Below are 25,927 nucleotides of genomic sequence, written 5' to 3' on the forward strand. Positions count from 1 at the left end.
AAGACTATGCGCAAAGGTATGATTTCAGCCTCTATCGCGGCGGCACTTTTAGTGAGCCCTGTGATGGCCAAGCCCGGATTCGAGCAGTATGTGACCACCTTAAAAGCCGAAGCACGAGAGGCGGGCATCAGTGATGCTTTACTTGAGCGTGCCTTTAAGGACGTTGAGTACCACGAGCGCGCGGTCAGCTCCGATAGAAATCAACCTGAGCGACGTCTCACGTTGGATGAGTATATTCCGCGTGCTGTGCCTGATTGGAAAGTCGCCCAAGCGAAAAAACTCTACCGCCAGCATTACGACGCACTAAAAATCATCGGTGAACACTATCAGGTTCAGCCGCGTTTTATTGTGGCTTTATGGGGTGTGGAAAGTAACTTCGGCAAACTTCAGGGCAGTTATAACGTGATTGAAGCGTTATCAACGTTAGCTTTTGATGGTCGACGTGAAGCCTTTTTTCGTAAAGAGACCATGGCCGCACTGAAAATATTGCAGCAAGGGCATATCGCTCCCGAAGAGATGAAAGGATCTTGGGCCGGCGCAATGGGTCAATGCCAGTTCATGCCGAGTTCGTTTATTAACTATGCGGTCGACGGAAACCAAGATGGCAAAAAAGATATTTGGCAAACAGAAGCCGATGTATTTGCCTCCGCGGCCAATTACTTAAAAAAAGCGGGCTGGGATGATACCTATACATGGGGGCGGCAGGTTCAGTTGCCTAAAGCGATTGATCGTACTTTGCTTGGTACCAACAGTGATAAAGCACAATCATTAAGTGAGTGGCAAGCTCTTGGAGTACGGCGTATGAATGGCCAAGCGTTACCAACAGTCGATATTGATGCGTGGCTCATTCAGCCTGATGATGAAAAAGGCAGAGCGTACCTTGTCTATAATAACTATCAGAGTCTATTGAAGTGGAACCGTTCGCACTACTTTGCGTTAGCAGTGAGCCATTTAGCGGATAGAATTAAATTTGATTAAGCGATAAAAAAAGAGGCGTTGAGCCTCTTTTTTTATGTTGGAATAAGTCGTTAGGCTTCTTGGCCTGGGATGAGAAAATCTTCAAGCTTTGCTTGGCCGCTTTCAGTGGCTTCGCGAATAACCTTAGGCATACGGCCTTGGCCTGTCCACGTCTTTTGTGAGCCGTCTTCGCCCGTATATTGATATTTTGCTGGACGAGTCGCGCGTTTACCCGATGCTTTGCTCTTTGAAGCACCACCTAACAACGCCACGATTTCTTCTGGGCCAATACCGTCTGCTTCTAACATAGCACGGTATTTTTCTAACTTCTCTAAACGCTCTTTTTCTTGCGCTTCCGCTTGGCGATCGATTTCTTTGCGCTCTTCAACAACTGTTTGTAGTTTTTCTAAGGCTTCGTTCAGTTGCTCAGTAGACATTTCTTTTGCAACCGCGCGCAGGCTGCGCAAATTGAGTAGAGCTTTCATTGCATCAGACATTATTGGTTCCTATTTGATTTATATGTTAATTGAAAGAATGATAACAGTATAATTGAAATATACAATATGACCTATATTAATACGCCATATTATTCATTAATTGCAAGTTAACCGCAAATTTGACTTTAATTCCATTGTCTTTTTGAATCAGATGTCTAAAAAAATAGAGGGTGAGACATGTTTTATTGGCATTGAGTGAGATGGTGTTTAGTCGACGGTTTTTCAACCATAAATAGTTGCGATAGTAAGCACGTTGTGTAGAATGCACCACGCTTAACGTAGAGGTGCGTTGTTTATAAGTCGTGCGCAAGAGGGTGATACCGATGAAAGCGCATAAAAGGAAACAACGCCGAAGCCAATCAGGTCATCACACCGATTGAGCTGGGGCTGTTACCGAATAGGGACAGCACTGCCATAGTACTTGGAAATACACTATGGAGCGCTACTGTATGTAGGAGGCAAGCTGTTTGCCGTGTGATACCACGCCTTACCGTCTTCATTTCTGCAGTAGATCTCCAACCACCTGGTTGACACTGAGATCATGAACTTAACAGATTTTTCTTCATCCGCTTTATCACTACTTCCCCCTTTATTGGCACTCGGCCTCGCGATCGCCACACGACGGGTTTTATTGTCGTTGGGTATGGGGATTGTACTGGGTACCGTATTACTGACTGACTTTTCGTTTGTCTCGGCAGGGCAGTACTTGCTTGATGTGGTGACCGGTCTATTCTTTGCAGACGGTGGCTTAAATAGTTGGAATCTGAGTATTCTCGGCTTCCTTATTTTGCTGGGGATGATCACTGCACTGTTATCCTTGTCTGGTGGCACACGTGCTTTTGCTAATTGGGCGCAAAGTCGAATTAAAAGTAAGCGTGGCGCGAAACTACTGGCTGCTTTTCTTGGCGTATTTATTTTTGTCGATGATTATTTCAATAGTTTGGCGGTAGGGGCCGTTTCTCGTCCTGTGACGGATCGCTTCCACGTTTCTCGAGCGAAACTGGCTTACATTCTTGATTCCACGGCAGCCCCTATGTGTGTTATCACGCCGGCATCAAGCTGGGGGGCTTATATCATTACCGTGATTGGCTCGATTTTGGTGGCACATGGCGTGACGGATTACACGGCGCTAGGAGCATTTGTCACCATGATCCCAATGAACTTCTACGCTATTTTTGCCTTGTTGTTAGTGTTTGCGGTGGTTTGGTTTCAACTGGATATTGGCCCGATGCGTCAGTTTGAATATCAGGCGAAAAAAGGCAGCCGATTGGGCGATGAAAGTGAAAACTGCGCTGACATTTGCGACGACCTAGGGATTGAAGAAAGTGATAAAGGCAGTGTGGCTGATTTGGTCGCCCCCATTATTATGCTGGTAGTGGCGACGGTAGGTGCGATGCTATATACCGGCGGGCTGGCATTGGCAGCCGATGCTCAGGCCTTTTCTCTCCTTGGGGCCTTTGAAAATACCGATGTCGGCATGTCATTACTGTGGGGTGGACTGGCGGGTTTGGCTGTGTCCTTGGTGATGACAGGTAAACAAGGCATTGCCGTATCAGATATTGCGAAAACCCTTTGGGTAGGTGCAAAGTCTATGTTTGGCGCGATCCTCATTCTGTTATTTGCTTGGTCGATTGGTCATATTATTGGTGACTTACAAACTGGCAAATATTTGTCGTCCTTAGTTGAGGGGAACTTGCCGGCGCAACTCTTGCCTGTGGTGCTCTTCTTGTTGGCGGCAGTGATGGCCTTCGCAACCGGTACGTCGTGGGGGACGTTCGGTATTATGCTACCGATTGCGGGCGACCTAGCTGCTGCGACCGATATCGCACTGATGTTGCCGATGTTGTCGGCCGTATTAGCCGGCGCCGTATTCGGTGATCATTGCTCACCTATCTCGGATACCACTATCTTGTCTTCAACAGGTGCAAGGTGTGGGCATATTGACCACGTCGCTACTCAGCTCCCTTATGCAATTGGTGGGGCTGTTGTCTCAACCGTAGGCTTCATGGTGTTAGGCTTTACCGCGTCACTTCTTTGGTCACTGATGGCGGCCGTGTTTGCGTTCGTTGCACTATGTGCTGGGCTAATGTGGCTTAAAAAACGACCATGCAAATTGGTAGGTTAACCATCTAGCCCCGCTTATGCGGGGCTTTTCTTTTTCTGCTAGTGCGGTAGCATGCCTGTTTATTCAATCCAGCTCGCCCACAATGGGAATGGGCATTACGTGTAGAGACAGTTATGGCTCAGTTATACTTTTATTATTCGGCAATGAACGCGGGTAAGTCGACCACCTTGTTACAATCGGCCTTTAACTACCAAGAACGCGGTATGCAGCCTCTATTATTCACTGCTGCGATTGATAACCGCTATGGGGTCGGAAAAATCAGTTCGCGAATTGGATTAGAAGCTGAGGCCCACCTGTATGACAATCAAACGCCACTGTTCGAGCACGTTGCGACCATCTTAGCGCAAGAGAAAGTTGACTGTTTATTGATTGATGAGAGCCAGTTTTTGACCAAACAGCAGGTGCTCGAGCTCACTGATGTGGTGGATAAGCTGCGGATCCCAGTGTTGTGCTATGGATTAAGAACAGATTTTCGTGGTGAGCTTTTTGAAGGATCACAGTACTTGCTAGCGTGGGCCGATAAGCTCGTTGAACTTAAAACCGTGTGTCACTGTGGGCGTAAAGCGAGTCGAGTCATTCGCCAAGATAGTGAAGGCAATGCCATTGCAGATGGTGATCAAGTGGTGATTGGGGGCAATGAACGTTACGTTTCTGTGTGTCGCCGGCATTACAAACAGATGCTCGGGTTACTCTAGACGACATTCCGTGCGGTCAGAAACAACAAAGGCGAGCGGTAAGCTCGCCTTTTCCATCTGGCCGACCGGATTCAGCGCTATTTAGCCGCTTCTTGATCGACTGGCACAATTTCACTGGCATGGTAGCCTTTCGGTCCTTCCTGAACCTCATAATTGACGGTTTGTCCCGCCTTTAGTGTCTTATATCCGTCCATCTGGATGGTAGAGTAGTGGGCAAACACATCGCCTTCTCCTTCTACCGGACAAATAAAGCCAAATCCTTTTGCATTGTTAAACCATTTTACTGTACCAGTTTCCATGCGACACATCCTTCTTGCATCAAACTTTGCATACCTGCGATAAACGCGTTCATTCCACCTCATCAATCTCGGCAGCGTGGCGCTGTTGCCTTCACTGATATGATTGAATAGAAGTGACATGGTTAGTTTACCTACCACATGTTTCACTTTAGTAGATACTTTTAGGCAGTCAAGTGTGGGGTATAACTTATAACAGGAATGTAATATCAAATCGAAAAAGTGTGAGGAGGTGGCAATTATTCACTCAACAATAGACATCTTAATTGCATAGTTTTCTAGGATTTACACCGGATGTTTTCGCTATAAAAAAGTGCAAACACAGTGATAGATACGCAATTACAAGGCTGAACTATTACTTTTTATTCTAATAACTTGCTCTTTATCCCTAAAGTGTTTGGATCGCAGTGATCGCAACTGGCATAAGTCATGCGGTCTACCTGCTTAAAAATGACAATTGAGTGAATATTGTCGAAACGAGATCCGAGTGTGCCTATTCTCACCCGTCGCGTTTGACGCGATCTGACAATAATTTGTTTGCCCGTTAACATGCCTTGTTTTTTATGCATTCTGATGCAGGGAGAGGTGAGACGTTTGTGTGATTCGCAGTGAACGAAATGCGGTGTGAGACACTATTACACAGTACAGTGATTAACAATTGCTCAGGCAAACGGTGTTCGCAATGAAAAGGTTGCTGGAATACAATCTGTGGCTTAACTTTAAGTATAGGTGGACGGGAATCGTGGATGGCAGTAGTGCCCCGCCACATCACTTACCGAGACACCCTAACAATGCATTGAATGAGCTATGAGTAATTGGAACCAGTGGGGTTTGCCTGACGCAGAGGTCGAATCGTCAGAAAAAACAAAGTTGCAGCCACCATCAATGTACAAGGTGGTGCTAAACAATGATGACTACACTCCGATGGAGTTTGTTATCGACGTGCTCCAGACGTTTTTTGCCATGGATGTGGACAAAGCGACGCAAGTCATGCTGACGGTGCACTACGAAGGAAAAGCGGTCTGTGGCGTATTTACCGCCGAGGTTGCTGAAACGAAAGTGGCACAGGTGATGATGTATGCCAAAGAGCATGGCCATCCGCTACTGTGCACGATGGAGAAAGCTTAGCCGGCTCCATCACGCTTTAGCGCGGTTTTTGAGGGAGGTGCCTTTATGCTTAACAAAGAACTTGAAGCCAGTTTGAATGGCGCGTTTGCACGTGCGCGTGAAAAACGCCACGAATTCATGACGGTGGAGCACCTGCTTCTCGCGTTAATCGAAAATGCGGCCGCGCACGATGCGCTGGTCGCGTGTCGCGCAGATTTGGAGGCGCTGGGCAAAGAACTTGATGCGTTCATTGAGCAAACCACACCGTTGATCCCTGCGGACGATGAATCGCGAGAGACGCAGCCAACGCTGAGCTTTCAGCGAGTACTCCAACGCGCTGTTTTTCATGTGCAGTCATCCGGTCGTAGCGAAGTAAGCGGTGCGAATGTGTTGGTGGCCATCTTTAGCGAACAAGAATCCCACGCCGCGTATCTGCTGAAAAAGAATGATGTCAGTCGCCTCGACGTGGTGAATTACATCTCCCACGGTACCACCAAAGACGAGGGTGATGATCTACCAAGCAGCGACATGAGCGCGGATGAATCCGGAGCAGAAGCGGGAGAGGACCGGTTAGAAAACTTCGCAACCAACCTTAATCAGCTCGCGCGTGTTGGCGGTATTGATCCGTTAATCGGCCGTGATAAAGAGCTTGAGCGCACCATCCAGGTATTGTGTCGCCGTCGCAAAAATAACCCTCTGTTGGTTGGCGAAGCAGGGGTTGGTAAAACGGCGATTGCGGAAGGCTTGGCATGGCGAATTGTGGAAGGCCAAGTGCCTGACGTGATTAAAGACTGTGTGATTTACTCGTTAGACATTGGCTCGTTGCTCGCGGGCACTAAATACCGTGGCGATTTCGAGAAGCGATTTAAGTCCATCTTAAAGCAACTTGAAAAAGAGGATCACGCGGTACTGTTTATCGATGAGATCCATACCATCATTGGCGCTGGTGCCGCGAGTGGCGGTCAGGTCGATGCCGCGAATCTCATCAAGCCACTCCTCAGTAGCGGAAAGTTACGTTGTATTGGCTCGACGACCTATCAAGAGTACGGCTCTATTTTCGAAAAAGAGCGAGCCTTGGCGCGTCGATTCCAAAAAATTGATGTGATTGAGCCATCAATTGACGATACCACCAAGATTTTGATGGGTTTGAAGCCGAAATATGAGGCTCACCACGAAGTGCGTTATACCAATAAGGCGATTCGTGCCGCGGTCGAGCTGTCGGCGAAATACATCAACGAACGTCATCTGCCAGATAAAGCGATCGATGTAATTGATGAGGCGGGTGCGCGGTGTCGTATGGCGCCAGCCAGCAAGCGCAAGAAAACGGTCAATGTCCCTGATGTTGAGAGTATGATTGCGAAAATGGCCCGTATTCCTGAGAAGTCGATTTCGTCGTCTGATAAAGACGTGCTGCAATCGCTGGATGACAAGCTCAAAATGCTGGTATTCGGTCAAGATACCGCCATCACGGCGCTGTCTGAAGCCATCAAGCTGAGCCGAGCAGGCTTAGGCGATGAGAATAAACCGGTCGGCTCCTTCTTGTTCGCGGGGCCTACCGGGGTCGGTAAAACCGAGGTCACGGTGCAGTTGGCGCGAGCCATGGGCATCGAACTGCAGCGCTTTGATATGTCAGAGTATATGGAGCGTCACACAGTGAGCCGCTTGATTGGTGCGCCCCCAGGTTATGTGGGGTATGACCAAGGCGGGTTGCTCACCGATGCGGTGATCAAACACCCATACAGCGTGGTGTTGTTGGATGAAATCGAGAAGGCACACCCAGACGTGTTCAACCTGCTGCTGCAGGTGATGGATAATGGCACCTTGACGGATAATAACGGACGTAAAGCGGACTTTCGTAACGTTATCTTGGTGATGACCACCAACGCGGGTGTCGCCGAGACGGTGCGCAAGTCGATTGGCTTGATTCAGCAAGATCACAGTCATGACGCGATGTCTGAAATTAAGAAGGTGTTTTCGCCAGAGTTCCGTAACCGCTTGGACAACATCATTTGGTTTAACCACTTGGATGAGCAGGTTATTTTGCAAGTGGTGGATAAGTTCATTGTTGAGCTACAAGCCCAACTGGACGCCAAAGGGGTGTCGCTTGAGGTGACGTCGGAGGCCAAGCGTTGGCTGGCAGAAGAAGGTTATGACAAGGCAATGGGAGCACGGCCAATGGGGCGTGTTATCCAAGATAACCTCAAAAAGCCACTCGCCAACGAGCTACTCTTTGGCTGTTTGGTCAATGGGGGAACCGTTCGTGTGGTATTGAAAGATAACCGATTGGACTTCCAATTTAGCGATCAAATGGAGCCTGCATAGCGGCCTATCAGTCACTAAAAGATGTCGTGCTCATAAAAAGCAAAACCCGGCAGAAATGCCGGGTTTTTTGATCGCGTCCGGAGGATTAACGCGAACGGAAAACGATGCGACCTTTGGACAAATCGTAAGGGGTCATTTCAACAGTGACTTTGTCGCCGGTCAGGATGCGGATGTAGTGCTTGCGCATCTTGCCTGAAATGTGGGCAGTCACCACGTGACCGTTTTCTAGTTCTACACGGAACATAGTATTAGGCAACGTATCGAGTACGGTGCCTTGCATTTCAATTACGTCTTCTTTTGCCATTGAATCCTCTTAGGCCTCTTCTGGTAGCCAATTTTTTGACCGACAGATAATGCCTCTATTCTGAAAGTCTGTAAAGTTCGGGTGCGAATTTTACCCTGTTGGGGCGCTCCTTGCTAGAAAAAATAGCCACTATTGTGGAATAACCGGCCAGGAAAACGCCCGCCACTGCTGGTTGATAAAGCGTTGATGTGGATAATAGTCCGCTTTGTAGCGCATTGCAGGGCAGGCATCGATTTGATAGCCCAAGTAGAGCCAAGGTAATCCGAGTGAGTTCGCTAGCTGAAGCTGTGCTTGAATACTGACGCGTCCAAGCGAGAAGCGGTGATCGGGGTCGAAAAACGTATAGAGTGCACTCAAGCCATCGTCGACAACATCGGTCACGGCGATAGCCACCAAGGTCAGCTGGTCGTGATCGCGCTGATACAGGTGAATAAAGCGAGGTGATAGCCAGTCACTGCTAACAAAATCGAGAAAGTCTTGACGCTTAGCCGGGTACATATTGCCATCAGCATGACGGGCGGCGATGTACTTTTGATAGAGACTAAACCAGTTTTCATCGAGCTGTTCACTCACCTTGATGTCGAGGCGTTGAAGCTGACTACGGTGGCGTTTTTGACTCTTAGACGGTTGGTACTTAGTCACATCAACCCGGAGTGCTTGGCAAGCCTGGCATTGTGGGCAATGTGGCCGATAAATGAGGTTGCCGCTACGACGGAAACCTGCCGCTAGGAGCGCGCCATACCTTGCAGGGGTATGATAATCGGCAGACATCACCACCGCCAGTTGCTCTTGCTGACGGGGTAAATATTGGCAAGATGCTGTTGGTGTAACGCCAACCTGGATCCCCACACTCATCGTGGTCTCCAATCTGCTATCTGCGTCGGTTGGCAGCCCTGGATAATGGGCAGGTCGCGATGAGCTTGCAGCGCGGCGATAAACGCGTCACGCGTCCAGGTTTTGGCGCCCAAAGAGGCTAAATGTGGTGTCATCATTTGGCAATCAATATAACGGCCACCCTGTTGTGCAAAGTATTGGCTGAATTGCCAAAGCGCAAACTTAGAGGCATTGGTAGCCTTGGAAAACATGGACTCGCCACAGAACACCTGACCAACGGCAACGCCATAGAGTCCACCGACCAGGTGATTGTTCTGCCAGACTTCGACACTGTGTGCATCGCCTTGAGTATGAAGCTGGCAGTAAGCGGCTTGCATCTCATCGGTAATCCAGGTCTGTTCAGATCCGCGAATGGCCGCACAGGTAGCAATCACCGACTCGAACGCGTGATTAAGCGTGATGGTATACGCGGACTTTTTGGCGGCTTTACGCAAACTGCGACTGGCATGGAAATCAGAGGGTTGAATCACGGCCCTTTCACTTGGCGACCACCACAGCAAAGGGTCATCTTCGCCAAACCAAGGGAAAATGCCACTGCGATAAGCAGACATCAATCTCGCGGGTGATAGGTCTCCCCCAATGGCAAGCAAGCCATCGGGGTGAGAGAGTGCCTCGTCAACGGGCGGAAAGCGAAAATCATCTTGCGCTAAAGGCGGTAAAAAGAGGGTCATATTACACGCTCTCGTTACAAGCGGTTCATGAGTTGCGCATAGCGGCCATTCTGGGCGAGCAACGACGAGTGTGTACCTTGCTCAATAATTTGGCCTGCATCCATTAGGCATATTTTGTCCATGTGTGCTAATCCGACTAAGCGATGGGTGATGATCACCACGGTTTTATCCTGACAATGTGTGTGTAGTAAGGATAGGATCTCCGCCTCGGTTTGCACATCAAGCCCTTCGGTGGGTTCATCGAGTAGCATGATAGGGGCGGGATGCAGTAACCCGCGACCAATCCCCAAGCGGCGGCGCTCGCCACCGGAAAGCTGTCGTCCGCCATCGCCCAACCAAGCATCTAGCCCTTGACCCTCTAGCAGCCCACCCAAGCCAACACGTTCTAGGGTTGATGTTAAAACATCGTCTGACGCATGAGGGTTGGCAAGTGCAAGGTTATCGCGCAATGTGCCATTAAACAGGTCGACTTTTTGCGTTACCACGGACATTGCGTCACGCAGCGCTGGCTCTTGCCATTGTGTTAGCGGCACATCATCAAGGGTAATTTGACCTTGGGTGGGATCCCACGCTCGGGTGACCAAGCTCAATAAGGTTGATTTGCCACACCCCGTCCTACCCAGCAGTGCCAGTGTTTGTCCCGATGTCACGTGGAGCGAGATATTTGAAACCGCGTCTTGTGCTGCGCCAGGGTATTGGTAACTGACGTTATCAAAGCTAATGGTGCCGATGGCGGGGCCAGAATGTCCTTGTGAGGGGAAGGGGACACTCGGTGTGCGCTCGGTGATCGCATTGAGCCGTTTCGCGGCGGTAAGCGTTTTGCCCAGGTATTGGAACGCAGCGGTGATCGGCATCATCAGCTCAAAGCTTGCCATGGTAGTGAAAGCCACCATGGCGATCATTGGACCGGGTAGGCGACCACCAACCCCGTCAGCCGCAAGCCATATCATACCGACCAGTGTTAAACCTGTTGCTGCAACGAGCACGGCATTGGCCAGCCCAGTGATACGCGCCATATTGGCTTGCGCGTGAAGCATGGCTTGCTCACTGCTATCGATGCGAGCGCGATAACGGTCACGTGCGCCAAATAAAGCCAGCTCGGCGTGTCCTTGCAACCAATCGAGCAGTGCAATGCGCGTAGCTGCGTTTTGCTCCAATTGAGCACGGCCTTGATCATTACCCAAGCGATAAAAAAGGATGGGCAGCCCAATCAATAACACCAGTAGTGTCAGCCCAAGCGCCATGCCAAGCATTGGGTCAAACCAACCTAAAAACAGACTCACAGCCACAATGCCGAGGGTGCCGACAACCATAGGGCTAATGAGTCGCAGATAAACATGGTCCATGGCATCGACGTCGGCAACCATGCGATTGAGTAAATCGCCATCACGCATGTTCAGGCTTTGGTCTGGCACTAAAGGGGCGAGCTTGCGAAAAAAGGATACCCGCAAATCCGCCAACAGCTTGAAGGTGGCATTGTGGCTGACCACACGTTCAGCCCAACGCCCGAATGTACGCCCAATAGAAAAGCCACGCACACCAGCGGCGGGCAGCATGTAATTAAAGGTGGCGATGCCAGCTAGGCCAGCGACTGCGGCGGCGGCAATAAACCAGCCGGAGAGCGTTAACAGCCCAATGGCGGCAAACAAGGTGGCAAACGCCAACACCATACCCAGACTTAATCCAAACCAGTGGCGTTTATAGAGGCGAAGATAGGGCAGTAGTTCACGCATCGAGATTTCTCCTATCGGCGGAAGCCAGCATCTCTGCCAGCGGGCCGGTTTCTGCCAGTGTATGATAGGGGCCTTGTTGTACTAACTTGCCGTTCATCATGACCCAAACTTGGTCACTGGTTGCCAGCGTATCTAAACGGTGGGAAACCTGAATACAGGTTCTAACTTGGGTGGCGGCTTGCAAGGTGTCGAGCACGCGTTGTTCACTGTGCGCATCCAAACTTGCGGTCGGTTCATCCAGCACCCACAGTGCGCCATTTTGTAGCAACGCCCGTGCGACAGCGATACGTTGCGCTTGGCCCACCGATAAACCACCATTTCGATCGCCGACAAAGTGCGCTAAACCGTCGGTCAGTCGCATCACAAACTCATCCACGTACGCTTGGGTCATCACCTGATTGATTGTCTCAGGGCTCGCTTCAGGGTTGGCGAGGGCAATATTGTCGCGAATACTGCCATGGAAAAGCTGTGGGTTTTGCCCAACCCAGCTTATCGACTGACGCCAATGCGTTAAATCAAGTTCACTGCGTTCACAGCCATTGATGCTAAGGCGGCCACGGTAGGGTAAAAAGCCGAGTAGCGCATTAAGCAGGCTTGATTTCCCTGCACCACTAACGCCAACAAGCGCAACGTGTTCACCGGGCTGGATAGAAAAGCTCATAGGCCCTGCCAATACGTGTCCGTCTGGACTCAGCACCTCTAAATCTTGCGCGCTAATAGAGACAGCGGATAAGTCAGGTGTGATTGTGCCTTGGGTGCCGGTGTCTGGCTGGGCATCGAGAAATTCCACGATAGACTCGGCCGCCCCGATTGCTTGTGCTTTGGCGTGGTAAAAGGTCCCTAAATCCCGCAGTGGTTGATAAAACTCGGGGGCGAGAACCAGTACAAATAGGCCGGTAAATAACGATATGGGGGCCCCATAATGGCCAAAATCAAGCTCACCAATAAAGCTGAAACCAAAATAGACTGCGACAACGGCAATAGATATCGCGGTGAAAAACTCCAGCACGGCCGATGACAAAAAGGCTAAGCGCAGCACCTCCATGGTACGCTGACGAAACGTGTGTGAGGCGAGATGAAGTTGGTCGGCTTCTGCGTCGACGCGGTTAAACAGCTTGAGGGTCGGAAGGCCTCGCAAACGATCGTAAAAATAGCCTGACAGGCGCTGTAGTGCCTTGAAATTCTTGCGGTTGGCATCTGCGGCCTTGATGCCGACTAAAGCCATAAAAAGAGGCACGAGCGGGGCAGTAACTAAAAAGATCACGCCCGATGCCCAATTGATTGGGAATACGGCGACCAAGATCACCAAGGGGATCAGTACGGCAATAGCCATCTGTGGGAGATAACGAGCGAAAAAATCTTGTAACTCTTCCACTTGTTCTAAAATAAGGCTCGCCCAGCTTCCCGCTGGGCGTCCTTGAATCGTTACCGGCCCTAGCGCGTCGAGTCGGTTCAGTATCAGGTGACGGATATGTTGGCGAATGGCTTCACCACAGCGGTAGCCCGTTTGCTCTTTTGCCCAACTGCATACCGCACGTGCTAACACGACGCCCGCTAACGCCAAAAAGCTTGGGAGCAGCGCGAATTTATCCGTTTGTTCAATGATCAATTGGTGCAGCAGGTGGGCGAGAAGTGCTGCTTGGGCAATCAAAAGCACACCGGAGAGGAGTGCAATACTAATCGTCGCAACTAACCAGGGTTTGGCTAACGTGCTCTGCGACTTGAGCCATTGGGTTAGCGCCCGCTGTTTAGATTTATCCATATCGTCTTATTATTTTATGAGAGCCTACAAATAGGCTGGGCAGGCCACCGAATGGCAGCCTGCATGAGAGCATAGGCTTATTTATTATCGGCTAAAGCGTCGAGAAAACGCTCGGCATCGAGCGCCGCCATACAGCCAGTACCGGCAGAAGTAATCGCTTGACGATATACATGATCCATCACGTCACCGGCGGCAAACACCCCTTCAACGCTGGTTTGGGTGGCGTTGCCATTGAGGCCTGACTCGACCTTAATGTAGCCATTTTCCATGTCGAGTTGGCCAGCAAAAATGTCGGTATTCGGCTTGTGGCCGATGGCAACAAACACGCCCATCACATCCAGTGTTTCAGTTTCATCACTCTGGGTATCTTTCAAGCGTGCTTGGGTCACGCCCATTTCATCGCCTAATACTTCATCGAGCACGCGGTTAGTGTGTAGCACTATGTTCCCGTTCTTCACTTTATCCATCATGCGATCAACGAGGATCTTTTCAGCACGGAAGGTGTCACGACGATGAACAACATGTACCTCTGAGGCAATGTTAGACAGGTATAACGCCTCTTCGACTGCGGTGTTGCCACCGCCGATCACCGCGACTTTCTGGTTGCGATAGAAAAAACCATCACAGGTCGCACACGCTGAGACACCACGTCCTTTGAATGCGTCTTCAGACGGCAAGCCAAGGTATTGCGCTGACGCGCCGGTCGATATGATCAATGCATCACAGGTGAACTCGCCGTTATCGCCTTTTAGGCGGAATGGACGTGAGGATAAATCCACATCATTGATGTGATCAAAAATGATCTCGGTTTCAAACTTTTCCGCATGGGCTTTCATGCGATCCATTAACGCCGGTCCGGTCAGCCCCTCAGGATCGCCTGGCCAGTTTTCGACATCTGTCGTGGTGGTCAATTGCCCACCTTGCTGCATTCCAGTCACCATGACTGGGTTTAAGTTAGCGCGCGCGGCATAAACAGCGGCCGTGTAGCCAGCCGGGCCTGAACCCAAGATCAAAAGGTTCGCATGCTTAATGTTACTCATTCACGTCTCCGAGCAGGAAAGAGGTTCGTTTTTTTGAATGGACTGATTGTAGGTAAATTAGAAAGGTAAAGAAAGGGCACCGTGATGGTGCCCTCGATTTCTATGATTGGCGCAGCCGATTAATGCGCAGACTTCAGTGCGTCCATGGCATCAACATACGGCAAATCAAAGCCTTCAGCGACTTCTTTAATCGTGACTTGACCACCGATAACATTCAGGCCATTGCGCAGGTGCTGGTCTTCCACCAAGGCATCGCGATAGCCCTTATTAGCCAGTTTGACGATATATGGCAGCGTGGCGTTGTTCAGTGCGACAGTAGAGGTACGTGCCACCGCGCCTGGCATGTTAGCGACACAGTAGTGCACCACGTCGTCGACGATATAGGTTGGATCGGCATGAGTGGTCGCGTGTGAAGTTGCGAAACAGCCGCCTTGATCAATAGCCACATCCACAACCGCTGCGCCAGGCTTCATACGTTTGATATGATCTTCGTTCACCAGCTTAGGTGCAGCTGCGCCTGGGATGAGTACTGCGCCCACGACCAGGTCTGCGTTCAGCACGTGCTGCTCCAGGGTCTCCTCGGTGGAGTACACCACTTTGGCGCGCCCTTGGAACTCTTCATCGAGGCGACGTAGGGTGTCGACATTTTTGTCGAGAATAGTCACGTCCGCGCGTAGGCCAACCGCCATACGTGCAGCGTTAGAGCCAACTACGCCACCGCCTAATACCACGATTTTCGCAGGCTCAACACCGGGCACACCGCTGAGCAGCATGCCTGAACCACCATGTGATTTCTCAAGCGCTTGTGCACCTGCTTGAATAGACATACGACCGGCAACCTCAGACATAGGCGCAAGTAGTGGCAATCGACCTTTAGAATCTGTTACCGTTTCGTAGGCAATACAGATGGCTTTACTTTTAATTAAGTCTTCTGTTTGCGGAAAATCTGGTGCAAGATGCAAATAGGTGAACAAAATCTGTCCTTCACGGAGCATCGCACGCTCAACGGCTTGTGGCTCTTTTACCTTGACGATCATTTCTGCTTTAGCAAAGACGTCAGCAGCAGTGGGAAGGATAGACGCGCCGGCGGCTTTATAGTCGTCGTCAGAGAAACCAATACCATTACCTGCGTTGGTCTCGATGTAGACAGAGTGGCCGTGAGAAATGAGCTCGCGAACACTCGCGGGTACCATACCAACGCGGTACTCATGGTTTTTGATTTCTTTTGGAACGCCAATGATCATGCTGTCACCTCTTGTTTATTCAGTGTTATCGGCTGGCTTGTTATTGATATTGTCAATTTTCAGGCTAGTATAAAGGCAATAAACCAGCATTTGATGCTGAAAATCATTTAGATGTTATTTAATTTGGTATATCTTTTTGCAAGGAAGTAACAAGGTGGAATAAAAAATGGTAGATACCAAAAAAAAGCCCTCCAAGGAATTGGACCGCATTGACCGCAACATCCTGAACGAGCTCCAAAAGGATGGGCGAGTCTCTAACGTTGAGTTATCAAAACGTGTTGGTCTTTCTCCTACCCCCTGTCTAGAACGTGTACGACGTCTTGAGCGTCAAGGTTATATCCTTGGCTATACAGCACTGCTTAACCCCCAGTATTTGGATGCATCACTGCTAGTGTTTGTCGAAATCACACTCAACCGCGGTGCGCCTGATGTGTTCGAGCAATTTAACAAAGCCGTGCAAACGCTTGAGGACATTCAAGAGTGCTCGTTAGTGTCAGGGGATTTTGATTACCTGCTTAAAACACGAGTAGCGGATATGTCGGCATATCGCAAGTTATTGGGTGAAACTTTGCTGCGTTTGCCTGGTGTGAATGACACTCGCACCTACGTGGTAATGGAAGAGGTCAAGCAGAGCAATCATCTGGTTATTCATACGCGATAGTCAGTGAGTTAAATGGGTGGTGCGGGGCAACTCCTATCAGAACGCAAGCCGAGCATTGTGCTCGGCTTATTTTTTGCTCGGATCACTGAGGATTGTGTGATATCTCGGTAAAGATTTATCGTAAACAGGCATCATGCCTGCTCTCATGGCATGAATGTGGTAAAGTCAGGACAATATGAGCAAGCCTCAAGATAGGATGAGGAATGCGGTTCAAGAACGGTATTAAACAGGTGATGATGGAGTTTTCTTTACGTCGGGAGCCCAAAGCAGCTCGTTCCAAAGTGCGTTTAGATGGTGTTCAGCGATTAAAAGAGTGTGGGTTTATCTTGGTGCTCGCGGCTGCCGTGTTTGCTATGGTGGCTTTATTGTCTTTTAATCCAGCCGACCCGTCTTGGTCGCAAACTGCTTGGCATGGTGATGTGCACAATGCCGCAGGCGCCATGGGCGCTTGGCTCGCCGATAGTCTTTTCTTCTCGTTTGGCATCTTAGCGTATCCGCTGCCGCCAGCGGTGATCCTCGGTGGTTGGGTATTTTTACGTCGCCGTGGTGACGACGAACCCATTAATTACACCATTATCGGTGCGCGCATATTAGGACTGTTCATCCTGTTTTTAACCAGCTGCTCGTTGGCCGATTTGAATTTTGACGATTTTTGGCATTTTTCCTCTGGTGGCGTGATGGGGGATGTCACCAACAGTTTGGCGCTGCCGCTATTTAATGTATTAGGCACGACCTTGATGATGCTGTTTGGCTGGGCGGCCGGTTTTACTCTCTTTACAGGGATCTCTTGGTTGACCATTGTTGATAACCTCGGCGCCATGACACTAAAAGGCGTCACCTGGACGGTGAATCGGATTCGCGGTGACGCACCCACCGAGCTAGGCATGCCAGACTCCGACACACACACCGCAGCCAATACATCTGAGCCGATGGAGCTCAGTGATTTACGTCGCTTGACACCGTCAGCGCCGGAGAAGGCGGAGAGTTCCGCCAACGATGAGCAGGCACAGAACAAGGCCGCGTCGCCTATTATCTTTGGTGGACAAGCGCGTTCGGCAACAGACTCGGATGTTGCCGACGATCAGGGCGCTACCGATAGCGATGATGCGCACCCCGAGGAACCGTCATTGGGGCAGTGGCACCTTGCTATCGAGCAGGAGGAGGAGCATGAAGAAGCTGCGCCTGTATCGTCTTCGCGCGTTGAGGTGGATACGCCACATCTTGATACTGGAACTGCTCCCTCCATTGAAACGGGCGAAGAGCCACCATCTGATGATCTGCACAGTGCACCAATCGCACCGAGCCAGCATCACGTCGACACAACCTATGGCAATCAAGATGGGCTGTCCGAGCTTGAGCGTGCAGAACAAGCGAGCAGTGGCGCGGATGAGGATGACGACCCCTTCCAAGAAACCATTCGCCAAGCGCAAAAAAATCAGCAGCAGGCAGCTGGACTGGATCACCCGTTCTTAGTCAAAGATGAGCCGGATTTACCCACACCGAAAGAACCTTTCCCGACCCTCGATCTGCTTGACCCCGCTCGCCACACCGCAGAGCAGGCGACGCGTGAAGAGCTCGAGAAGATTGCTCGCCTGGTCGAAGCACGACTGGAAGACTTTAAAGTCCAGGCGCGCGTGGTTGGCGTGTATCCAGGCCCAGTGATCACCCGTTTTGAGCTCGACTTGGCCCCTGGGGTCAAAGTCTCGCGCATTTCTGGCTTATCCAAAGACTTGGCGCGTGCTTTGTCGACCACGGCAGTGCGTGTGGTCGAAGTGATCCCAGGTAAACCCTATATTGGTCTTGAGCTCCCCAATGAGCACCGAGAAACGGTGTTTATGTCCGAAGTGATCGGTAGCGAGCGGTTTAAGAACAGCCACTCGCCTATTTCGGTGGTGCTGGGGAATGATATCGCGGGTGAAGCGATTATTACCGATTTGGGTAAGGCGCCACACATGCTGGTGGCGGGTACCACAGGCTCGGGTAAATCGGTGGGTGTGAACGTCATGTTGGTGAGCATGCTGTATAAAGCTTCACCGGAAGATGTGCGCTTTATTATGATAGATCCGAAAATGCTCGAGCTCTCGGTGTATGAGGGGATCCCACACCTGTTAACCGAGGTGGTGACTGACATGAAAGATGCGGGCAATGCCCTGCGTTGGTGTGTTGGCGAGATGGAACGTCGTTACAAGTTGATGTCGGCGCTAGGGGTGCGAAATTTAAAAGGCTTTAACGAGAAAGTAAAAGCCGCAGAAGCGGCGAATAATCCCATTCCCGATCCGCTTTGGAAGCCAGGTGACTCGATGGATGAGTCAGCGCCTAAGCTGGAAAAGCTGCCTTATATTGTGGTGGTCGTGGATGAATTCTCCGATCTGATGATGGTGGTGGGCAAAAAAGTGGAAGAGTTGATTGCGCGTCTGGCGCAAAAGGCTCGAGCCGCAGGTATTCATCTAGTGCTTGCCACCCAGCGTCCATCAGTGGATGTGATCACAGGCTTAATCAAAGCCAACATTCCAACGCGGATGGCGTTTACGGTGTCTACCAAGACAGATTCACGCACTATCCTCGACCAAGGTGGCGCAGAGTCGTTATTGGGGATGGGTGATATGCTCTTTATGCCTAATGGCTCCAACCATCCGATTCGTGTTCATGGTGCTTTTGTCAGTGATGAAGAGGTGCATCGCGTGGTAAACAATTGGAAAGCGCGTGGTAAGCCTCAGTACCTAGACGAAATAACCAAAGGGGATCAAGGCTCCGATAGCTTGTTGCCGGGTGAAGCGCCCTCAGGCGGAGATGGGGAAGAGCTGGACCAGCTTTTTGACCAAGTGGTTGAATTTGTCACCGAAAGCCGTCGAGGGTCTGTTTCTGGCGTACAGCGCCGATTCAAAATTGGCTACAACCGAGCGGCGCGGATCGTGGAACAACTGGAAGCACACGGTGTCGTAAGCTCACCAGGCCATAACGGTAATCGCGAAGTCATCGCGCCACCGCCACCCAAAGATTGATCGAATGGAAGGTTTCATGACTCGATTCTCTGCTATCCGCCACCTAATGGTGGTGCTGTCTCTACTTTTTGCATTGTCGGTGCAGGCGAAAACGCAGGCGCAACAACACCTGATGGAACGGTTGAGTCAGGTTGACGCGTTCAGTGCGCAGTTTTCCCAAACAGTGCAAAGCCCGGAAGGAGAGGTGATTCATCAAGCAAAAGGGCGGTTGGCGATTCAGCGGCCAAACTTGTTTAACTGGACCACGACCTCTCCCGACGAAACCATCATGATTTCTGATGGCGATACGCTTTGGTACTACAGCCCATTTGTTGAGCAAGTGACCGCGATGTGGTTGGAGGATGCGACGGCACAAACGCCGTTTGTATTGCTGACACGCAATCAGCCCAGTGATTGGCAGGCGTATCGAATCACCCAAGAGGCTGATACCTTTACCTTAACGCCAAAAACCACAGGCACGATTGGCGAATTTGAAGTCACGGTGAAACCGGATGGTACCTTGACCGGCTTTACCGTGGTTGAGCAAGATGGGCAACAGAGCCAGTTCTCGCTGAGTCAATTTAGCCGACAAGCACCGGCGTCAGACCTGTTTTCGTTTACGCCACCAGACTCAGTGATGGTCGACGATCAGCGCCAACCAAGATAATTGCCTCGGAGGTGACTGTGTCGACCTTACCGCTTGACTTTGCAGATGATTTTCGCCCATTGGCCGCACGCATGCGGCCTATTACGCTTGATCAGTACATCGGTCAGCGTCACCTTCTCGCTGAGGGTAAACCGCTTCGCCGGGCAATTGAGTCTGGCTCCCTCCACTCGATGATTTTTTGGGGTCCACCTGGGACCGGTAAAACCACCCTTGCGGATATTGCCGCGCGCCAAGCCAACGCAGAGCTGGAACAAATCTCAGCCGTGACGTCTGGCGTCAAGGAGATCCGAGAGGCGATTGGACGCGCAGAGCAAAACAAGCAAGCTGGTATTCGTACTGTTCTGTTTGTCGATGAAGTGCACCGCTTTAATAAAAGCCAGCAGGATGCGTTTTTGCCCCATGTGGAAGCGGGCACTGTCACGTTTATTGGTGCCACCACGGAAAACCCCTCGTTCGAGCTTAATAACGCCTTGCTATCGCGTGCCCGTGTGTACCGTTTAACCAGTCTTGACGAGAGCGATTTGGAAGCGGTGATTGATCAAGCGCTCGCCGACGCACAGCGTGGGCTTGGTGAGCAGCCCTTGACGTTTGAGGAAGGGGTTAAATCGGCATTGACGGCAGCGTGCAGTGGTGATGCACGTATGGCGTTAAACCTGTTGGAAATGTTGGCAGACATGGCCGATGGCCAAATCACGATGCCGATGCTTAAAGATGTGGCCGGTGAAAAAGTGGCGCAGTTCGATAAGCAGGGGGATGCGTGGTACGACTTGATTTCTGCGTTTCACAAATCGGTACGCGGCTCGAGCCCCGATGGGGCATTGTATTGGTATGCACGGATTGTCAGTGCAGGAGGCGACCCACTCTATGTCGCAAGGCGGCTACTTGCGATCGCTTCAGAGGATGTCGGTAATGCCGATCCGCGCGCGATGCAGGTCGCGCTGAACGCCTGGGACTGCTTTACCCGCGTGGGGCCAGCAGAAGGAGAGCGCGCCATTGCCCAAGCGGCGGTGTATTTGGCCAGCGCCCCGAAAAGCAACGCGGTGTATACCGCATGGAAACAAGCGTTACGCGATGCGAAAGACACCGCCAATGCGCCCGTGCCTATGCACCTTCGTAATGCACCAACCGCATTGATGGAGCAACTCGGACACGGTGATGGCTATCGCTATGCCCACGATGAACCCAATGCCTACGCCGCCGGTGAGCGCTATTTGCCCCCAGAACTTGGCGAGGTGCGTTACTACCAGCCCGTTAATCGCGGGCTAGAAATTAAAATCGCTGAAAAGCTCGCCTTTCTGGACGAGCTGGACGCAAAAAGCCCGCAAAAGCGCTAGGCAACTTCACCCTTTTTGGGTAAGGTTTAGAGTGCGGCGGTACCATGAAGGCGCAGTCGCCTAGTAGTGGTGACATCCACGGTCACCCTCGGCCAATCGCGTTATACAATACGCACGATCGCAGCTTGTCTTCAAATCGTGATGACAAGAGATAATCAACTAATCAACCCGAAAAGCACAGGATTAGCATGCTGGATTCCAAATTACTTCGAACTGAGCTGGAAGAAACGGCTCAAAAACTCGCTCGTCGTGGCTTTACGCTCGATGTTGACGCTATGCGTGAACTCGAGGAACAACGTAAATCCCTGCAGATTCGCACCGAACAATTGCAAGCAGAGCGTAACTCCCGATCGAAGTCCATTGGCCAGGCTAAAGCGAAGGGTGAAGATATTGCGCCACTACTAGCAGAAGTCGCGAACTTAGGTGACCAACTGGACGCTGCAAAAGCCGAGCTGGCTGAACTGCAACAGAAGGTGAACGACGTGGTGATGGCGGTGCCAAACTTGCCAGCCGATGAAGTACCAAGTGGTAAAGACGAGTCTGAAAACCAAGAAATTTCGCGCTGGGGCGAGCCTCGTCAATTTGAGTTTGAAATCAAAGATCATGTCGATCTTGGTGAACTCACCGGTGGTCTTGATTTCGCCAGTGCGGTGAAACTGTCAGGTTCACGCTTTATCGTGATGAAAGGGCAGATGGCGCGTATGCATCGCGCACTGACGCAATTTATGCTCGACTTACATACCAACGAGCACGGTTACACCGAGATGTACGTACCGTATCTGGTTAATGCGGACAGCCTCTATGGCACGGGTCAGCTGCCGAAATTTGGTGAAGATTTGTTTAACACCAAGCCGGCCACCGAAGAAGGGGTGGGGATGTCGTTAATCCCTACCGCGGAAGTACCGCTGACTAACATGGTGCGTGATGAAATCGTTGATGAAGCGGATTTGCCGCTGTGCATGACGGCACACACACCGTGTTTCCGTTCAGAAGCTGGCTCTTATGGTCGCGATACGCGCGGTCTTATCCGTATGCACCAATTCGACAAAGTTGAGTTGGTGAAGGTGGTTAAGCCCGAAGACTCAATGGAAGCACTGGAGTCATTGACTGCTGATGCAGAAAAAGTATTGCAGTTACTTAACCTACCATACCGCAAAGTGTTGCTCTGCACCGGCGATATGGGCTTTGGCGCGGCGAAAACCTACGATCTAGAAGTCTGGTTGCCAGCACAAAACACCTACCGTGAGATTTCATCGTGCTCAAACACCATGGATTTCCAAGCTCGCCGTATGCAGGCGCGTTTCCGCCGTAAAGGTGAGAAGAAGCCTGAGCTGCTGCATACCTTGAATGGTTCTGGTCTGGCCGTAGGCCGCACCTTGGTGGCTATTTTGGAAAACTATCAGCAAGCGGATGGGCGCATTGAGATCCCTGAAGCACTTCGCCCTTATATGGGCGGACAAACCCATATTGGGTAAGTGTCATCATATTGCTATCAAGCCGGCCTCGCGCCGGCTTTTTTTATTGCTGTGTATGGTTGAATCCTTGATGGTGTGGATCGTTGATAGGTGACAACGTATTGAAGATATCATCCTCCAATGCAGGAAAGCGCGCGAGCAGCGCGGCGAGAAAGGTATCGAGTGCATCCAGCATCACGGCGTTAACTTGCTGTGCTAGCGCAATGCGGCGAGTAAAAGACAAGGTATGTACACCATCAAGCTGTGAGATAACCTGGTCAATGTTATCGGTGAATGCGTCACCCAGTTCAAGGTCACGCAGTTGTACTAAGCGCTTGGTGAGTATTTGTTGTTGTAAGCTTAGGGACTGGTGCGCATTGGGCGTTGTGTTCTCTAGCTGTATTGACGCGTAGGAAAAGCGTTGGCGAGCCTGAAGTAGCTCTAGCACGGCGTACCAAATTTGTTGGTAAGACGCGAGGGTGTGGTCATCACCACAGGCAATTAACACCGGTGGGATAGCTTCATCCACCAAGTACGCCAAGTGTTGCAGTGCGCGGTTTTTCATTTTGGCCTGGGTCACATCATCATATTGTGGCAAGGCGTGAAGGTGATGGAAAAAAAGCCGATACATTGGCTTTTGCCCATGGGGCGCCAAGTGGTGTAACTGACGCGTTTGATCTAGCAATCGTTGATAGTCACGCGGATCGACGCGCGGTTGGGTGGCGAGGTAACGTGCATGCTGGAGCAAAGCACGTAACTCATGCAGTTGATGTAACCGCCAGTCAGGACGTTGGCGATATACGATAACAGCGACAACGCTAGCAATCCCGAGTGCTAAAATCCCTATCATGACTAACCACCCCATATGCTCTCCTTGCTATGGCTCGCGTGTATATCGTGAAGGAGCATGAAGCATGCCAAAATTGAGAGGTTAGTCACGCCTTGTATGGCCGAGAACGCTGCCTGATGATGGGCGCTTTACGCACCGTGTTAGGGAGTGGCTGCACCTTGTCAGTGCAAATAATAGGGCTGAGGTGGCGTACAGGTAAAAAAAGAGCCCAGTTGGGCTCTTTTGATTTTCTGAGGTGTTTCCGTCACGACGCGTGTGGTTACATGACGCGCATGCCAGGTTGTGCACCTTCATGAGGCTCTAAAATCCAAATATCTTTACCACCTGGACCGGCTGCTAAAATCATGCCTTCTGACATGCCAAACTTCATCTTTCTTGGTTTTAAGTTGGCGACCATCACGGTGTGCTTGCCCACCAGATCTTCCGGTTTGTAGGCCGACTTGATCCCAGAGAATACCTGGCGTGTTTCACCGCCAATATCAAGCTTGAATTTGAGCAGTTTATCTGCTTTTGGCACGGATTCGCACTCAAGGATCTTGGCAACACGGAGATCCACTTTCGCAAAGTCACCGAACTCAATTTCATCAGCTAGTGGTTCATCAGCTAGAGGGCCTTGCGCTTTGGCTTTTTCTGCCTCTTCGGTCGCAACATCTTCTTTGCTGTCAGCAATCATGGCATCGACCGCTTTCGGATCAATTCGGTTAAATAGCGCTTTGAACTTGGTGATCTGATGGCCTGTCAGTGGAGTGGCGATGCTTTCCCACGTGAGAGTGTCGTTTAAAAAGCCTTCCGCACGTTCGGCCAATTTTGGCATCACAGGTTTGAGGTAGGTCATCAGCACTCGGAACAAGTTAATACCCACCGAGCAAATCGCTTGCAGCTCGGCCTCTTTACCTTCCTCTTTAGCGATGACCCAAGGGGCTTTCTCATCGACGTACTGGTTGGCTTTATCGGCAAGCGCAATGATCTCACGGATCGCTCGGTTAAACTCGCGCGCTTCGTAGAGTTCGCCGATATGCTCGGCTTTATCAATAAACGATTGATATAGCTCAGGCTCAGAGCAAACGGTTGATAGCTGACCGTCAAAGCGTTTGCTGATGAAACCCGCGTTGCGAGAGGCTAAGTTGACCACTTTATTGACAATGTCGGTATTCACGCGCTGGATGAAGTCATCCAAGCTTAAATCGAGATCATCAATACGGCTGTTGAGCTTGGCGGCGTAGTAATAGCGCAAGCATTCGGGGTCAAGGTGCTTTAAGTAAGTGCTTGCTTTAATGAATGTCCCTTTCGACTTGGACATTTTCGCGCCATTGACGGTGACATAACCGTGCACGAACACATTGTTTGGTTTACGGAAGCCGGCACCGTCGAGCATGGCGGGCCAGAACAAGCTATGGAAATAAACAATGTCTTTGCCAATGAAATGATATAGCTCGGTGTCGCTATTGGCTTTCCAGTATTCGTTAAAGTCGATGTCGCCGCGCTTGTCACAGTAGTTTTTAAATGACCCCATGTAACCAATAGGCGCATCCAGCCAAACGTAGAAAAACTTGCCGGGCTGATCGGGGATTTCAAAACCAAAATAGGGTGCATCGCGGGAAATGTCCCACTGCTGAAGACCGGTTTCGAACCACTCATTCATTTTGTTGGCAATTTCACTTTGCAGTGAGCCGGATTTTGTCCACTCATTCAGCATTTGCTCAAATTGTGGCAAATCGAAGAAGAAGTGTTCAGAGTCACGCATCACGGGCGTGGCACCGCTCACCGCTGAACGTGGGTTAATCAGTTCGGCTGGGGTATAGGTTTCCCCACAGTTATCGCAGTTATCACCGTACTGATCGTCGGCGTGACATTTTGGACACTCACCTTTGACAAAACGATCCGGCAGGAACATTTCTTTTTCCGGATCAAACAGTTGAGAGATTGTACGGCTAGTGATGTAACCTTTATCGCGTAGCTGAGTATAAATAAACGAGGCGAGCTCGCGGTTTTCATCACTGTGTGTGCTGTGATAGTTATCGAAACTGATATCAAAGCCATCAAAATCGGTTTTGTGCTCTTTTTGCACGCCAGCGATCATGGCTTCTGGCTCCACACCCATTTGCTGCGCTTTTAACATAATGGGGGTGCCGTGGGCATCATCGGCACAAATAAAGTGAGTGGTGTTGCCACGCAGGCGCTGATAGCGAACCCATACGTCTGCCTGAATATGCTCGAGCATGTGGCCCAAATGAATCGAGCCGTTCGCATAAGGTAGCGCACAGGTCACCAGAATTTTCCGTGGGTTTGCAGCCATAATCTTGTTTGTTCGCTCTTATGATATGAATGGAATG

At 50.6% G+C, this 25,927-nt stretch carries 21 protein-coding genes and 1 riboswitch; of the genes, 10 read left to right on the plus strand and 11 right to left on the minus strand.

Translation table 11 applies throughout. The annotated features are described in order from the left end of the window. Positions 1 to 6 precede the first annotated feature (6 nt). Positions 7 to 978, plus strand: a complete 972-nt coding sequence (locus tag N8M53_RS04730; RefSeq protein ID WP_269579659.1) for a lytic murein transglycosylase — start codon at positions 7 to 9, stop codon at positions 976 to 978. A gap of 50 nt (positions 979 to 1,028) precedes the next feature. Here N8M53_RS04730 and N8M53_RS04735 read toward each other — a convergent pair whose 3' ends face one another. Then, the gene (locus tag N8M53_RS04735; protein WP_077770910.1) at positions 1,029 to 1,454 is read right to left on the minus strand and encodes an H-NS family nucleoid-associated regulatory protein; all 426 of its coding nucleotides are present in this window, start codon (positions 1,452 to 1,454) and stop codon (positions 1,029 to 1,031) included. Between the two features lie 271 nt (positions 1,455 to 1,725). Continuing rightward, a riboswitch (Lysine riboswitch) is annotated at positions 1,726 to 1,907 on the plus strand. An 88-nt stretch (positions 1,908 to 1,995) separates the two neighbouring features. On the opposite strand from N8M53_RS04735, the gene N8M53_RS04740 reads away from it, so the two are divergent. Together N8M53_RS04740 and N8M53_RS04745 are read left to right on the plus strand one after the other, a co-directional pair. Beyond that, positions 1,996 to 3,579 carry a Na+/H+ antiporter NhaC family protein gene (locus N8M53_RS04740; protein WP_269579660.1) on the plus strand — a complete coding sequence of 528 codons (1,584 nt, stop codon included), beginning with the start codon at positions 1,996 to 1,998 and terminating at the stop codon, positions 3,577 to 3,579. A 113-nt stretch (positions 3,580 to 3,692) separates the two neighbouring features. After that, positions 3,693 to 4,274, plus strand: coding sequence for a thymidine kinase (locus N8M53_RS04745; RefSeq protein ID WP_269579661.1), 582 nt, complete (start codon positions 3,693 to 3,695; stop codon positions 4,272 to 4,274). Positions 4,275 to 4,351: 77 nt separating this feature from the next. Here N8M53_RS04745 and cspD read toward each other — a convergent pair whose 3' ends face one another. Further along, positions 4,352 to 4,573 carry a cold shock domain-containing protein CspD gene (gene cspD, locus N8M53_RS04750; protein WP_046073528.1) on the minus strand — a complete coding sequence of 74 codons (222 nt, stop codon included), beginning with the start codon at positions 4,571 to 4,573 and terminating at the stop codon, positions 4,352 to 4,354. Between the two features lie 804 nt (positions 4,574 to 5,377). Here cspD and clpS point away from each other — a divergent pair. Then, positions 5,378 to 5,698 carry an ATP-dependent Clp protease adapter ClpS gene (gene clpS / locus N8M53_RS04755; RefSeq protein ID WP_269579662.1) on the plus strand — a complete coding sequence of 107 codons (321 nt, stop codon included), beginning with the start codon at positions 5,378 to 5,380 and terminating at the stop codon, positions 5,696 to 5,698. 45 nt (positions 5,699 to 5,743) lie between these two features. Further along, on the plus strand, positions 5,744 to 7,999 hold the full coding sequence (gene clpA, locus N8M53_RS04760) for an ATP-dependent Clp protease ATP-binding subunit ClpA (RefSeq protein ID WP_269579663.1): 2,256 nt from the start codon (positions 5,744 to 5,746) through the stop codon (positions 7,997 to 7,999). Between the two features lie 85 nt (positions 8,000 to 8,084). On the opposite strand, the gene infA is transcribed toward clpA, so the two are convergent. The 7 genes from infA to ald all read right to left on the minus strand — a co-directional run bounded on the left by infA (position 8,085) and on the right by ald (position 15,647). After that, on the minus strand, positions 8,085 to 8,303 hold the full coding sequence (gene infA / locus N8M53_RS04765) for a translation initiation factor IF-1 (protein ID WP_021022425.1): 219 nt from the start codon (positions 8,301 to 8,303) through the stop codon (positions 8,085 to 8,087). Positions 8,304 to 8,432: 129 nt separating this feature from the next. After that, a complete protein-coding gene (locus N8M53_RS04770; RefSeq protein ID WP_269579664.1) occupies positions 8,433 to 9,158 on the minus strand; it encodes an arginyltransferase in 726 nt (241 codons plus the stop codon). Further along, positions 9,155 to 9,868, minus strand: a complete 714-nt coding sequence (gene aat, locus N8M53_RS04775; RefSeq protein ID WP_269579665.1) for a leucyl/phenylalanyl-tRNA--protein transferase — start codon at positions 9,866 to 9,868, stop codon at positions 9,155 to 9,157. Before aat ends, N8M53_RS04770 begins: the two co-directional genes overlap by 4 nt. 14 nt (positions 9,869 to 9,882) lie before the next feature. Then, a complete protein-coding gene (gene cydC / locus N8M53_RS04780; RefSeq protein WP_269579666.1) occupies positions 9,883 to 11,601 on the minus strand; it encodes a heme ABC transporter ATP-binding protein/permease CydC in 1,719 nt (572 codons plus the stop codon). Then, positions 11,594 to 13,363, minus strand: a complete 1,770-nt coding sequence (gene cydD / locus N8M53_RS04785) for a heme ABC transporter permease/ATP-binding protein CydD (RefSeq protein ID WP_269579667.1) — start codon at positions 13,361 to 13,363, stop codon at positions 11,594 to 11,596. The genes cydC and cydD overlap by 8 nt, the downstream gene beginning before the upstream one ends. Before the next feature lie 77 nt (positions 13,364 to 13,440). Then, positions 13,441 to 14,403: a thioredoxin-disulfide reductase gene (gene trxB / locus N8M53_RS04790; protein ID WP_269579668.1), complete on the minus strand. Its 963-nt coding sequence runs from the start codon at positions 14,401 to 14,403 to the stop codon at positions 13,441 to 13,443. A 119-nt stretch (positions 14,404 to 14,522) separates the two neighbouring features. Then, positions 14,523 to 15,647, minus strand: coding sequence for an alanine dehydrogenase (gene ald, locus N8M53_RS04795; RefSeq protein WP_269579669.1), 1,125 nt, complete (start codon positions 15,645 to 15,647; stop codon positions 14,523 to 14,525). Positions 15,648 to 15,813: 166 nt separating this feature from the next. Between ald and lrp the strand changes: the two genes are divergently transcribed. The 5 genes from lrp (at position 15,814) to serS (ending at position 22,765) form a co-directional block, all read left to right on the plus strand. After that, positions 15,814 to 16,308, plus strand: a complete 495-nt coding sequence (gene lrp, locus N8M53_RS04800) for a leucine-responsive transcriptional regulator Lrp (RefSeq protein WP_046073519.1) — start codon at positions 15,814 to 15,816, stop codon at positions 16,306 to 16,308. A gap of 236 nt (positions 16,309 to 16,544) precedes the next feature. Continuing rightward, positions 16,545 to 19,310 carry a DNA translocase FtsK gene (locus N8M53_RS04805; RefSeq protein ID WP_269579983.1) on the plus strand — a complete coding sequence of 922 codons (2,766 nt, stop codon included), beginning with the start codon at positions 16,545 to 16,547 and terminating at the stop codon, positions 19,308 to 19,310. A 16-nt stretch (positions 19,311 to 19,326) separates the two neighbouring features. Beyond that, positions 19,327 to 19,956, plus strand: coding sequence for an outer membrane lipoprotein chaperone LolA (lolA, locus tag N8M53_RS04810; protein ID WP_420066597.1), 630 nt, complete (start codon positions 19,327 to 19,329; stop codon positions 19,954 to 19,956). Between the two features lie 17 nt (positions 19,957 to 19,973). Next, positions 19,974 to 21,290, plus strand: a complete 1,317-nt coding sequence (locus tag N8M53_RS04815) for a replication-associated recombination protein A (RefSeq protein WP_269579670.1) — start codon at positions 19,974 to 19,976, stop codon at positions 21,288 to 21,290. Between the two features lie 188 nt (positions 21,291 to 21,478). After that, entirely contained in the window at positions 21,479 to 22,765 is a 1,287-nt protein-coding gene (serS, locus tag N8M53_RS04820) for a serine--tRNA ligase (protein ID WP_269579671.1), read from the plus strand. Positions 22,766 to 22,808: 43 nt separating this feature from the next. Here serS and N8M53_RS04825 read toward each other — a convergent pair whose 3' ends face one another. Then, entirely contained in the window at positions 22,809 to 23,609 is an 801-nt protein-coding gene (locus N8M53_RS04825; protein ID WP_269579672.1) for a hypothetical protein, read from the minus strand. Positions 23,610 to 23,853: 244 nt separating this feature from the next. Continuing rightward, positions 23,854 to 25,890: a methionine--tRNA ligase gene (metG, locus tag N8M53_RS04830; RefSeq protein ID WP_269579673.1), complete on the minus strand. Its 2,037-nt coding sequence runs from the start codon at positions 25,888 to 25,890 to the stop codon at positions 23,854 to 23,856. Positions 25,891 to 25,927 lie beyond the last annotated feature (37 nt).

The organism is Salinivibrio kushneri (assembly GCF_027286325.1).
In the GTDB taxonomy this organism is placed as follows: Bacteria; Pseudomonadota; Gammaproteobacteria; order Enterobacterales; family Vibrionaceae; genus Salinivibrio; species Salinivibrio kushneri_A.